Annotated in this window: 17 protein-coding genes; 3 read left to right on the top strand and 14 right to left on the bottom strand. The window is 37.2% G+C overall.

All coding sequences use genetic code 11. The annotated features are described in order from the left end of the window. Position 1: 1 nt before the first annotated feature. The 4 genes from AC2D3N_RS10260 to AC2D3N_RS10245 all read right to left on the bottom strand — a co-directional run bounded on the left by AC2D3N_RS10260 (position 2) and on the right by AC2D3N_RS10245 (position 1,741). Entirely contained in the window at positions 2 to 499 is a 498-nt protein-coding gene (locus AC2D3N_RS10260) for an AAA family ATPase (RefSeq protein ID WP_484693539.1), read from the bottom strand. 88 nt (positions 500 to 587) lie between these two features. Continuing rightward, positions 588 to 1,001, bottom strand: a complete 414-nt coding sequence (locus AC2D3N_RS10255; protein WP_079678935.1) for a putative toxin-antitoxin system toxin component, PIN family — start codon at positions 999 to 1,001, stop codon at positions 588 to 590. Beyond that, positions 997 to 1,212, bottom strand: a complete 216-nt coding sequence (locus AC2D3N_RS10250; RefSeq protein ID WP_079678937.1) for a hypothetical protein — start codon at positions 1,210 to 1,212, stop codon at positions 997 to 999. The genes AC2D3N_RS10255 and AC2D3N_RS10250 overlap by 5 nt, the downstream gene beginning before the upstream one ends. Positions 1,213 to 1,351: 139 nt before the next feature. Beyond that, positions 1,352 to 1,741, bottom strand: coding sequence for a hypothetical protein (locus tag AC2D3N_RS10245; RefSeq protein WP_079678939.1), 390 nt, complete (start codon positions 1,739 to 1,741; stop codon positions 1,352 to 1,354). Positions 1,742 to 1,873: 132 nt separating this feature from the next. Here AC2D3N_RS10245 and AC2D3N_RS10240 point away from each other — a divergent pair, with 132 nt between their 5' ends. Next, on the top strand, positions 1,874 to 2,071 hold the full coding sequence (locus AC2D3N_RS10240) for a hypothetical protein (RefSeq protein WP_484693538.1): 198 nt from the start codon (positions 1,874 to 1,876) through the stop codon (positions 2,069 to 2,071). Between the two features lie 175 nt (positions 2,072 to 2,246). On the opposite strand, the gene AC2D3N_RS10235 is transcribed toward AC2D3N_RS10240, so the two are convergent. The 9 genes from AC2D3N_RS10235 to AC2D3N_RS10195 all read right to left on the bottom strand — a co-directional run bounded on the left by AC2D3N_RS10235 (position 2,247) and on the right by AC2D3N_RS10195 (position 7,187). After that, complete coding sequence (locus AC2D3N_RS10235) at positions 2,247 to 2,477, bottom strand: hypothetical protein (protein WP_484693537.1); 231 nt, start codon at positions 2,475 to 2,477, stop codon at positions 2,247 to 2,249. 193 nt (positions 2,478 to 2,670) lie between these two features. Then, positions 2,671 to 3,240, bottom strand: a complete 570-nt coding sequence (locus tag AC2D3N_RS10230; RefSeq protein ID WP_079678949.1) for a GTP-binding protein — start codon at positions 3,238 to 3,240, stop codon at positions 2,671 to 2,673. Between the two features lie 245 nt (positions 3,241 to 3,485). Then, positions 3,486 to 3,827 carry a XisI protein gene (locus tag AC2D3N_RS10225; protein ID WP_079678951.1) on the bottom strand — a complete coding sequence of 114 codons (342 nt, stop codon included), beginning with the start codon at positions 3,825 to 3,827 and terminating at the stop codon, positions 3,486 to 3,488. Beyond that, positions 3,812 to 4,273: a XisH family protein gene (locus tag AC2D3N_RS10220; RefSeq protein ID WP_484693536.1), complete on the bottom strand. Its 462-nt coding sequence runs from the start codon at positions 4,271 to 4,273 to the stop codon at positions 3,812 to 3,814. Before AC2D3N_RS10220 ends, AC2D3N_RS10225 begins: the two co-directional genes overlap by 16 nt. Before the next feature lie 15 nt (positions 4,274 to 4,288). Further along, positions 4,289 to 4,630, bottom strand: coding sequence for a XisI protein (locus AC2D3N_RS10215; RefSeq protein WP_079678956.1), 342 nt, complete (start codon positions 4,628 to 4,630; stop codon positions 4,289 to 4,291). Continuing rightward, positions 4,618 to 4,731: an element excision factor XisH family protein gene (locus AC2D3N_RS10210; RefSeq protein ID WP_255377667.1), complete on the bottom strand. Its 114-nt coding sequence runs from the start codon at positions 4,729 to 4,731 to the stop codon at positions 4,618 to 4,620. Before AC2D3N_RS10210 ends, AC2D3N_RS10215 begins: the two co-directional genes overlap by 13 nt. Positions 4,732 to 4,777: 46 nt before the next feature. Continuing rightward, positions 4,778 to 5,107 carry an element excision factor XisH family protein gene (locus AC2D3N_RS10205; protein ID WP_484693535.1) on the bottom strand — a complete coding sequence of 110 codons (330 nt, stop codon included), beginning with the start codon at positions 5,105 to 5,107 and terminating at the stop codon, positions 4,778 to 4,780. A 26-nt stretch (positions 5,108 to 5,133) separates the two neighbouring features. After that, complete coding sequence (locus AC2D3N_RS10200) at positions 5,134 to 5,514, bottom strand: DUF4189 domain-containing protein (RefSeq protein WP_484693534.1); 381 nt, start codon at positions 5,512 to 5,514, stop codon at positions 5,134 to 5,136. Next, positions 5,511 to 7,187 (bottom strand): sensor histidine kinase, encoded by a 1,677-nt coding sequence (locus tag AC2D3N_RS10195; protein ID WP_484693533.1) that lies wholly within the window; start codon positions 7,185 to 7,187, stop codon positions 5,511 to 5,513. The genes AC2D3N_RS10200 and AC2D3N_RS10195 overlap by 4 nt, the downstream gene beginning before the upstream one ends. Before the next feature lie 302 nt (positions 7,188 to 7,489). On the opposite strand from AC2D3N_RS10195, the gene AC2D3N_RS10190 reads away from it, so the two are divergent. Continuing rightward, complete coding sequence (locus tag AC2D3N_RS10190; protein ID WP_079678961.1) at positions 7,490 to 8,158, top strand: glycoside hydrolase family 108 protein; 669 nt, start codon at positions 7,490 to 7,492, stop codon at positions 8,156 to 8,158. Positions 8,159 to 8,392: 234 nt separating this feature from the next. Here the strand turns inward: AC2D3N_RS10190 and AC2D3N_RS10185 are convergent, their stop codons facing one another. Next, positions 8,393 to 8,953: an EF-hand domain-containing protein gene (locus AC2D3N_RS10185; protein WP_079678963.1), complete on the bottom strand. Its 561-nt coding sequence runs from the start codon at positions 8,951 to 8,953 to the stop codon at positions 8,393 to 8,395. 310 nt (positions 8,954 to 9,263) lie between these two features. On the opposite strand from AC2D3N_RS10185, the gene AC2D3N_RS10180 reads away from it, so the two are divergent. Next, positions 9,264 to 10,628 (top strand): salicylate synthase, encoded by a 1,365-nt coding sequence (locus AC2D3N_RS10180; protein ID WP_234996674.1) that lies wholly within the window; start codon positions 9,264 to 9,266, stop codon positions 10,626 to 10,628. Positions 10,629 to 10,711 lie beyond the last annotated feature (83 nt).

Raw genomic sequence — 10,711 nt, 5'->3', positions numbered from 1 at the left:
GTTAAAAATCAATCAAAGTTTTTAAGTCAAAATAGTCTGGTTTTAAACTATAAACTTTGATAAATCCTTCTGAGGTAGTGGGAGGAAAATCTGCGATCGCTTTTCCCATTTGTTCAATCACAGATTCAGGAACTTGACGTTGGCGATTTTGATTCCGCAGTTTGCAAGTTTCTATGGGAGTTTCTAACACCCAAGCAATCCAATATCGAGGGATTTCAGGATAAATTAGAGCAATTTTTTCTAATATATCGAGTCGCCAAGGTCGATAAGCATTAGTCGCATCATAAATAATGGGTTGAGAAGATGCGATCGCCTGTTCCATTTCCTGTAATACTTTTTGTTCAATTTCTAACCAATTACCCTGAATAATTTCATCCCCATAAAGTTGTTCTCGAATCCGATCCGTAGAAATAATTAAACCCTGCGTGAGATCCGCAAGCTGTTGAGCAACCGTTGACTTTCCCGAACCCGGAATACCGACCATAAAATGACAAATCATATTTGATTAAATTAAAATATTTTGTTGGAAAAATAGATTTATAAGTGTTATAATTGGAGGGTAAGTGATCAGAGAGTTACTAAGATCATTAATTAAACCTTATTAAAAACTCATTAACAGTAATAATTTCAATATTTTCAAAAGGATTTAATACCAATAAATCTTGATCTCCTGTAATAATCAAGTCAGCTTTCCCACTTACTGCTAATTCCAAGAATTTATTGTCTTTAGCATCTCGACAAATAGTAATTGTTTCAGTAACATTCACTATTTCTGCTTTTTGCCTTAAACTCCCAATAAAATTCAACCTTTTTTCTAAAGATACATATTTATCAAATTTAGGACGAATAAAAGTTTGATAAATTTCGACAAAAGTGCTGTCAGATATCAAGAGAATTTGGCTTTCAGTAACTTGATCAAAAACCTGTTGGGCTTTTGATGCTGATAACAATAAACCACTAATAAAAATATTTGTATCTAATACAGTTCTAAGTTTATTAATCTTCTAATAACTCGGCTAAAATTTCGGGAGTTAAACCATTAACTTTAGCTTCTTCTCTTACTTGTTTAACAATCTCATCAAAATCAGATGATTTTAATAATTCTTTCAGAATCAGGCTACAAACCCAAATTGCTTTTTCTTGTTTATTACTATCTGCTTCCTGGTAAAGCTTCGCTACTTCATTATCAACTTTAATCGTAATTGCTTCCATTTGTTACTCCTGATTTTATCTAAATTAAAATCTATCTTTATTATATACTCTTTTAGAATCAGAATATTTTTCCCAGAAACCGCGTTCATCATTCAAAAACTCGGTTTCCGTATCAGTCCTATTTTAAAAGTTAACTGAATTAGAGCCGACAAGTTCCCCTCGCCCACTGTCCATCCAGTGAGACAGAAACCTGTGTCCCAGGTTGGACGGCTCCTTTTGATAAGTCGATGACAATGATATCAGCACCGCCCATATCACCCCCCCGATAAACTAATTCTCCCCGCTCGTTGGGTCGATCATATTTTAATTGATTGGTGCGAGGTGGGCCACTTTGAGGGGTTAACGTAATGGTTGTAAATCGGCCATCAAGATAACTCACAGAAAACTGCATTCTGTTTTGGGGAAATTGGCCCGGACAGTTAAAATTTGTTGCGGCTTCTGCTTTGGGAATGGGTAAAAAGGTTAATGCTGCTATCCCATAGAGTAGGGTAGATAGGGAAAAAGCCTTAAATTTATTGAGTTTAGCCATCTTGTTGATAGTAATATATTGAACAGGGAAACTATATCATGGATTGATAGGTATTTGAGGGGATTTTAATATTACTAATAATGTTTAAAAATCTTCAAGTAAAGACTTTTACCAATTACAATTTACCCCATATTGGTCAAAGACAATTTAGAAGAAAAGGTTATTTCTTTAGAACAAGAAATGAATCAAGTCAAAAAAATATTATCTATTAATGTTAAAAAATCTGTTCCTTGGTGGGAAGAAATAACGGGGACATTCGCCGATGATTTAGCGTTTGAGGAAGCGATAGAATTAGGTAATCAATATCGTCAATCAGATCAATCCAATTAAGTATTAATATATGTATATTTTAGATACAGATCATCTAACTATTTTACAAAGAGGTAGACAATTAGCACAGCAATTAAAGTATAAACTTAAAGTTCATAAGCTTTATCAGCCTGCTCTTGCACTGATGCGGGAAGTCGATCAAGGCATTTACGAAACGCTTTTGTGACACTCGATTTCATGACTTGACCGGAAAGACTTCATCCAACGAAACGGTGTCACCGTCTGCGATTTCCTGCCGAACCATGTCAGCTAATCGATCCCACTGCTCGTCTGTGGTTGATTCAAACTGCTTTGTCCATCTCTGTTGATCTTTCAGTTCAGCCATAAGACGCAATGCGATCGCATCTTGCTGGTCGGCAGGAAGTTCTTGGATTTCTGCAATAACTTGCTTGAGGAGTTCAGTCATGATTCCAGGCAATAGAGATATCAATAATTTATAATAAGCGATCGCACCATAACTCTCCTACACCTCAAAGAGCGATCGCACCTCAACCTCCCCTAGAAAAGCGATCGCACTTAAACTTGAAATGTTCACTGTGTAATCCGTGTATTTTTTAGGCGGGAACCCTGTTTAACAACACAGAAACATGACACTCACCTTAAGGTAGTGGAATGCTATCGAGTACCGCAGAAATATCTCGAATTTTTACCTCCTCAAACCCGTCACCTTCCAGGGCTTTTAGAGATGAACCACAGACAATATGGTCATAGACATCATCACCTGGATAGTCATTGTTAGACAACAGTTCACACACTTCCATTTTAAGCAACTCTAATGCTTCTTCATCAACATCCTCGAATTGATTCAGAAATACAGCGATATAGGGAACGCCAGCTTGTCTTGCCATCTGAATGTGCTCGCTGGTTTGTGGCATTAGACCCTCAGTTACTGCAACAACTAGGATTGCACCATCGAACTTAACATCACCTGTAAGCCTAGTGTTTAAATCATCACTTGGGTAGTCAGCGTGTGCATAGTGACGTGTTGGAGTATCGTACTCTGCATGATGAGAAGTGGCAATTTGCTCAAAAGAGTTTTCTTCACCACCATAGGTACGAGTAATTACCCTGGATAGGGCTGCGGTAAGTGTGGTTTTACCGTGACCTGTATGACCGATAGTAATAAGGTTAATATGCGGTTTGGTACGTTCAAATACTGCTTGCGACATATCTTTAATCCTACTGGTTATGTTTTTTAGGCGTTTAAGCCATAATTTTCAATCGTACACAGTGTTTAGACTGAAAGTCAAGTTTCTGGCTAATCCCCCTACGCGATGTTATTAGAGGAGGTAGAGGTACAAAAACCCCCACTTGATTCCTAAAATCTAAACTAGAACTCAAGTGTTTCTTTTCGTTAAAAATTTTTAATCTTAGGAAAAGACAAAAAACAGCAAAGTTAAACTTAACCATACAATCAAGCCACAGCAAACTCAGTTAATTTACGAGTTTCTGGATCATAAAAAGCCAAAACAATATCCTCTTTGGGTACGCCTTCAGTTAATAACTCATTAGCAATACCTTCCTCTGTCCAATCTTCCTCAATATAAATTTTCTCATTTTTAATGCGAATATGAACATGAGTTGATTTTAGTCGTTTATCCTCTTTCCAATCAACTGTTAACCAAAGATAATGATCGTGAGTTTCATCAAAAACTAAACAAGTTTCAGTATTATAATCAGGTGATTTATGAACTAACTGATCATATTCTGTTAAAATACTTTTAATTAACTCTCGATATTTTACGATTTTATCCATGATACAATCTCCTCTTTTTTATCATTAAAAACAATCAAGTGAAGTTGATGACGTTTAATTACAGGTTGGATTGATTTTCTTTGAAAGAAAGAATTAAAAACAGCACTTCTTACTGCTAAATAAAGTTCATAATCCTTATGAGAAAATTCAAGAAAATCACGATATAGAAGATATTGCCCTAAAGCGTTTTGAAAATCATTCATTGGCGAAGGATTAATAAAACTTTTGATTTCCACTACAATTATACGCTTTTGTTGTTCTGGCAATAAACTCTTTTCTGCTAATAAATCAGCATAAAGGTTATCATCTTCATATTCAACTGTATAAGGATCGGCTAGAATTGTCCAACCATCCTTAATTAAAGCATTTTTAAAAGAATCATGGTAAATATCTTTTCTTGGCATTATCCTCCTTGCATTATCCTCCTTTGTCACTAATTCTACCATTATAAACAAAAACTATTAAGCCACAGCAAACTCAGTAAATTGACGAGTTTCAGGATCATAAAAAGCTAAAACAATATCCTCTTTTGGTACACCTTCAGTTAATAACTCATTAGCAATTCCTTCTTCTGTCCAATCTTCCTCAATATAAATTTTATCATTTTTAATGCGAATATGAACATGAGTATTATTAATTCTCTTGTGATTAACCCAATCTACAGACATCCATAAATAATGATCATGAGTTTCATCAAAAACTAAACAAGTTTCATATTTTTTCTTAGATGAACGATTAGCAAGATAATCATGTTCTGTTAATATCTTTTTAATAGTTTGACGATAATTAGTTAATTTATCCATTCTACTATTTCCTCCTTATCCGTATTAATAACAAGTAAAGCAACTTGATTTAATTTTACCACAGCTTTAATTGATTTTCTTTGAAAAAAAGTGTCATAAATTTCATCTTTAATCGCTAAGTAAATTTCTTGGTATTCATCTCGAAGCTCATTGAATTAAATTACGATACAGTATATATTGTCCTAAAGCCAATTCAAAATCTTTCATTAATGAAGAACTAATAAAACTTTTAATCTCAATAATAATTTTACGGTGTTTTTGTTCTTCTGAAATGACTTTTTCTACTGCTAAATCAGGATAAAGTTCAACATCTTCATATTCCAGAGGATAGGGATCGGCTGTGATTGTCCAACCATCCTTAATTAGAGCGTTTTTAACCGCATCATGGTAAACATCTTTTGCTGGCATTGTCCCTCCTTGTAATTGAGTTAGGTGGGCAATGCCCCCATTATACTCTCGCAGTTCTTGTTGATACATGAACTAATAAAACACCATTGAACTGATTATCGGGTTGTACAAGTCCAGGTTTCAATTTTGCAAGTCCCGGTACCACATTCAATTAGAGCATTTGCTTGGGCTTGTTCTTTTGTGATCGCCCAACCCCAACCGAGGTTTCCTTCTGGACTCTTGGCTACCGCACCACAGGCATTTTTAAACCAAACCTGGACTTTACAATCGGATTTAGCACATTCTTTCAGGGCTTTTTGTTCGGCTTCTTGTCGAGTCGGATAATCGTAACCATAACCCCAACCTCCCGATATGGAGGTGGCGATCGCTCCATAACGATCTGGTTGAGCTAGGGCGACCCCGGCCATTAAACCTTCAAGGACGATAACAGAAGCACTAATTAATAGAAAGGGTTGTTTTATCCAATTTTTATTCATTCGGTTTCCGAGGTATTTTGTAATGGTAAATAAATCGTCATTATGTTCCTTTGTTGCGGGCGCTGTTTAATTACCAGTTTCCCACCTAACGCATGAAATAGATTTTTTGTTACCGCCATATTTAGGCTTAAACTTCCGGTTTCTGGTTGGAACATTAATAACGGCCCTATTGATTTTAATGGAGATTGGGGAGATACCGCAAAGGGGGAATTACCTTCTTTTTCTGGTTGGGATTCTAATTGTAATTTTAACTGATGTCCTGCTAATCTTACCCCGACTTTAATATGGCTACCACAGGGAAGACTGCGGGTAAAATTATCAATAACTCCAGTTAAGACTTGATCAAGCATAGTCGGATCACTGATTACTGTCGGTAGTTTATGCGGCAAAATTACCTCTAAGGTTTGGTTACGCTGACTCGCTTGTTTTTGCCATTGAGATAGACTACTTTGAAACACATCTCCTAATGACATTGCCGTTAATGGTAGGGATTTCTCCTCACTATTTCCTCGACTATTTTGTCGGCTTTGTTCTATTTCTAATTCAACAGCCCGGAAAATTAAGTTAAACCGATCAATTTGGGTTGTACATTCTTGATCGATCATTTCTAAACGTTTATGAATTACTTCTGCTGGTAAATTTGGCCGTTTTAATAGTAACCGTGTTAAGGTGCGAATTGTTGCTAAGGGTGTCCGAACTTCATGGGCAATCGCTTGTAATAATTCAACTTCTGCCGTTTGGATTGGATTTTCCAGAATAGTCGTTTCTGGCTCGGGAGGAAAAGATTTTGAACTCTTGTTTTTATCTAAATTGGAATTTTTTTTGACGGCAATGCCAACGGTTTTTAACTTATTTTTTAAAGGTTCAATTTCTGATTTTTTTTCTACTTCTAAGGATAAATTATTTAATAATAAACGACTAAATTGCATCACCGTTTTATAATTGGGTTCAATCGGAATAAACCGGGCAATGCTCTCCTCTAATTTGGCTTTTTGTCTAGCTACTTCCATTCCTAAATCTCGGTTTGCTGTGGCTTTAATTAATTCCATGCGATCACGCAGAATTAATAATGCTTTTTCCACAATATCAGGATCAAAGGAAAACAGAAAAGCCGGACTTCCAATTAAATCCTGACCCAATACCATAACTAAACTAAACTGACTTGTTAAAACTAAACAAAACTGTTCTTTAACTAAAGGATCTTTCCCATGTAAAGGACAGGCTTCTGTTTCAGGCATAGAATTATAGAATTCCTCCGATGCCGGAAGTAAGGCTTTAGGATGGCGTAATTTTAAAACTAATTCATCTCCTAATTTAGACAGGTCATGGGTAAAAATTTGAGTCGCAAAATGAATCGCTAAATCGGGATGAATTAAAACCGGAACTGGCCCGGAAATAATTAATCCTAAATGGGATAGTGCGTCTGAACTTGAAATCGAATTTTCCGATATTGAATTGATATTAGATTGGAGTTCTTCTAATAAACAATTCATGGATTTAACGCCACTATACCATTCTTCCTCTGCCTTTAAATATCGTTTAACCTCAGAAGAAATATTAGAATGATGTTCTGAATGACACAGAAATTGAGACGAATAGGAATAACCTAATTTATGGGTTTCATCTTCTGCCAAAATCTGACTGAGTGTTGGTAATAATATTTGGTTCATCATCGTCCCCCTAAAACGAATTATAGAATTTAGAAATAACTTTTAGAAATAAGTAAAGTCTCACTCCCCGACAAAGGCGGTTTGTTATCCCTTCACCATAGCGACATTTGCCTGATTCGTACATTCGTAGAACCGAACTCCCTAGGGGTGAGTTTACCCCTTAGAGCGGTGGGGGAGGGGAGACATCCTTGCTGGGGTGAATAACTAAGCCTCAACTATTAACCATATCTGCTATCCTAGACTTTGGCTTGTTAGTCCCTAGTGCGCTAAATAGCCCTACGGTAAATTTCATCCCCTCTAAACCTATGAATTGGCAGCAAATGCTCCCTGGAAAACTAAAGACCCAACTCAAGCCCCAGGTGATCGCCGGAATGGTGTTATTAACCCTAGCATTTTCGGTTGTGATTGGTAGCCAAAGTTGGGCAAGAAATAAAATTAGAAGTGATTATGAAACCAAATTATTTAATGCAGCTTTAGGATTTACCCTGTATTTTGAAGGAGGATTCAGTGATCATCCCTCCGATATTGGGGGCAGAACCTATCGAGGAATTACCCAGGCGGAATATAATGTCTATCGTTCTAATCGAGGATTACCCGGCTTAGATGTGAGTCAAATGTCTGAGACAGAATTAATTGAAATTTATAATAGCTATTGGCAAGGAAGTGAGGCTGCAAAAATGCACCCATCCCTCGCTATTGTGATGTTTGATACTTCTGTTAACTTCGGAATTAATAACTCAATTACGTTTTTACAACAAGCATTAGGATTACCACAAACCGGAGTATTTGATCCAGAAACCAGGGAAGCCTTAGAACGCGGAAATAACCAATACACAGCCCTACAAATTATTAATGAACGAATTTTATATCGTTATAAACGGGTTCAAGAAAATCCCAGTCAAATGGCATTTTTTCACGGTTGGTTAAGTCGAGATTATAGTTTATGGGGTTATGTAGAAAAGATTAAAAATTAAGGCTTAAAAGTCTCCAAACTCAACAGGACTTACGCAAGGACGCTATATATATTATGATCTGTTTCTCTCTCCATCAAACATTGCCTAAATTGAACCCAACTAGGCAATGTTTGAAAGACATAAATACATTGCTACTTTACAAAACTTTACGTCGTGATAAATTTTGCGCGTATCTTGTCTTTACCCCGTTTTGGCGTTACTTCTGCCGCTGTGTACTAGTCTATCTTGTGCCGGTTAGGAATCAAGCGGGCCTAGCAACAAGCTTCCAATCGATTGCGGGTCTTCGTTGAAGTAGTATTCGCGGATAGCCTCCACCATTTCATCGGTGGTGATATAGCCGCTGCCATCCTTATCGACCAGGCGGAAAGCCACAAGTGTATCGGCCTTTGGCACGTTGATCAACGTATGCATCCAAAGTTCATATTCCTCTAAACTTTGACGACCATCGCCATCGACATCGGCGATTTCCATGACCGCCTCGCAAAACGGACGATAGCCTTGCTCAAAGTTTTCAGGGGTTACAAGCATACTGTTGGAAAATGCATTCTTGTATTCGGCTTCGCTGATCCGACCATCGCCATCGACATCGGCAGTGGTGACAAGACGCTGCCAAAGTTGCATGGTGAGGTCATATAACCTCTGTCGCGCTGCGGAATCAGGCCCATGACCAAATGCCTCGCACATCCTGGCAACAGCCTGCTCGAAATCTGTTTTCTCGACGTAGCCATTGCCATCAAAGTCGTATCCTTTAAAACGTCGAGCGAGCTTTTTATTGAGAAATGGTGAAATGTTCATAAGAGATATTCTCCTTGTCGAGTTAAATGAATTAAGGTCAGTAACTTTGGACGACGAGGTAACGCATCCGCCACTCTACGAAAGCGTCGTTGCTCAAAATAGAGTTCCCATTTGGGGCCAGGGCGTTTTCATTGTCGGGGTAAAAAAGAAAATAAAAGTGATCTTCTTTCGGTAAAATCAAAAATAGATCACTTTTATTTAGTTTTAAAAAATTCACGTTAAACAGTATAATTGAATACCTGAAGTTAGTCAATACTGTCAATTGCACCCCTGTTCAGTTTCATTTAAGTTGTAAAATAGTATAGAATAAATGGGTGCTTGTTCTCGTAACTATAAATTGCTAGAAAATATAATGAGCGAAACACAAATATATGAGTACGAAGAAGTGTTTGTAACAGGGGAAATTCATCCTATTATTGTGTTGCAAAATTTGCTTCAAGAAGGTATTATTTCTGACTATATTCTTTATCAAGATCAGGACGAAGTGCGTATTGCTGGCAATATCTTATTTAAAGTATCAGTAAGCTGCGAGGCTGTCTCATTAGAAGATACAGAAAAAAAGCTGTCAGTCCCTATTAGCGATCCATTTAAACAAGTAGAATCCTTATTAGCATCTTTGCCAATTAGAGATTGGACGGCTTATGGCTATATTGCTTTTGATATAGTTCGCTTCTACTCAAGCTACTCCAAAGCAATACAGCAACCACTTTTATGTTTTATTGTGCCAGAAACTGAAATTCACATTACTAAACAAAAAGTAAAAATTAAAAGCATAAAATCCCTAGATAAAATCAAAAAAACGTTATTGGTTAATAGCCAATTAACAGAGTTCGTTCCCACACCCATATCGATTAATGTTACTGATAACGAGCAGGAATGTTATCAAAGTAAAGTAGATGTTCTCATTCAAGCTATTCAAGCAGGTAAATTACAAAAAGCCATACTTTCTCGTTATGTAAAGCTCAAAGGAGATCTGGATGTTATTAAAACTTATATAGCCGGAACGAAACTTAATAACTCTGCCCGTTCATATTGTCTGAATATAGGAGATGTAAGTGCTGTAGGATTTAGTCCCGAAATATTGATGCAAATAGACAATCAAGGATTTGTTACTACTAATCCGTTGGCAGGCACCCGGCGACGGGGTGAAAACTCGCAAGAAGATGCTCGCCTGTATAGTGAATTATTTACCAATGCTAAAGAGGTTAAGGAACACGCGCTCTCCGTCGAACTTGCTCAACAAGAGATAGCCAAACTTTCTGTACCTGGAACAGTTAAAATATTTGATTTTATGCAGGTCAAGAAATACCGCTATGTACAGCATTTGTCATCGCGAGTGAGCGGTCAGTTAAAACCAAAGAAAACTTTATGGGATGCTCTGAAGGTTTTATTTCCAGGCATTACTGTGTCCGGTATTGATAAAAGTGAGGCGTTGGAATGGATAGCTCGCCTAGAAGACGAGCCACGAGGTATTTATGCAGGTGCTATTGGTTGGATAAACAGCGCTGGACTAGTAGATTTAGCGATCGCCATCCGCTCCGTCTATCAATATGATGACTGGATTTACCTAAATGCTGGAGCAGGTATAGTAGCAGAATCACTCCCGGAACAAGAGTACATGGAGTCTGTTAACAAAATGAACACCATGTTATGCTGTCTGGTATTAAAGTATTAATCAATCCCAGCCATTCATGACAGGGAATAGGGAACGCCGGATCTGGGAACAGAAATAATACTTCTGGCTCTTTCATATCAGTA

The sequence above is a fragment of the Planktothrix sp. PLAVEN19ND genome, assembly GCF_057220675.1.
This window is presented reverse-complemented; position numbering and strand designations above follow the sequence as displayed.

Coding starts and splice junctions, on each gene's coding strand:
- AC2D3N_RS10250 (WP_079678937.1), bottom strand. CDS start 1,212: ATGGAAGCAATTACGATTAAAGTTGATAATGAAGTAGCGAAGCTTTAC.
- AC2D3N_RS10185 (WP_079678963.1), bottom strand. CDS start 8,953: ATGAACATTTCACCATTTCTCAATAAAAAGCTCGCTCGACGTTTTAAA.
- AC2D3N_RS10235 (WP_484693537.1), bottom strand. CDS start 2,477: ATGACTGAACTCCTCAAGCAAGTTATTGCAGAAATCCAAGAACTTCCT.
- AC2D3N_RS10230 (WP_079678949.1), bottom strand. CDS start 3,240: ATGTCGCAAGCAGTATTTGAACGTACCAAACCGCATATTAACCTTATT.
- AC2D3N_RS10215 (WP_079678956.1), bottom strand. CDS start 4,630: ATGGATAAATTAACTAATTATCGTCAAACTATTAAAAAGATATTAACA.
- AC2D3N_RS10220 (WP_484693536.1), bottom strand. CDS start 4,273: ATGGTAGAATTAGTGACAAAGGAGGATAATGCAAGGAGGATAATGCCA.
- AC2D3N_RS10190 (WP_079678961.1), top strand. CDS start 7,490: ATGAATTGGCAGCAAATGCTCCCTGGAAAACTAAAGACCCAACTCAAG.
- AC2D3N_RS10260 (WP_484693539.1), bottom strand. CDS start 499: ATGATTTGTCATTTTATGGTCGGTATTCCGGGTTCGGGAAAGTCAACG.
- AC2D3N_RS10180 (WP_234996674.1), top strand. CDS start 9,264: ATGGGTGCTTGTTCTCGTAACTATAAATTGCTAGAAAATATAATGAGC.
- AC2D3N_RS10225 (WP_079678951.1), bottom strand. CDS start 3,827: ATGGATAAAATCGTAAAATATCGAGAGTTAATTAAAAGTATTTTAACA.
- AC2D3N_RS10195 (WP_484693533.1), bottom strand. CDS start 7,187: ATGATGAACCAAATATTATTACCAACACTCAGTCAGATTTTGGCAGAA.
- AC2D3N_RS10200 (WP_484693534.1), bottom strand. CDS start 5,514: ATGAATAAAAATTGGATAAAACAACCCTTTCTATTAATTAGTGCTTCT.
- AC2D3N_RS10205 (WP_484693535.1), bottom strand. CDS start 5,107: ATGTATCAACAAGAACTGCGAGAGTATAATGGGGGCATTGCCCACCTA.
- AC2D3N_RS10245 (WP_079678939.1), bottom strand. CDS start 1,741: ATGGCTAAACTCAATAAATTTAAGGCTTTTTCCCTATCTACCCTACTC.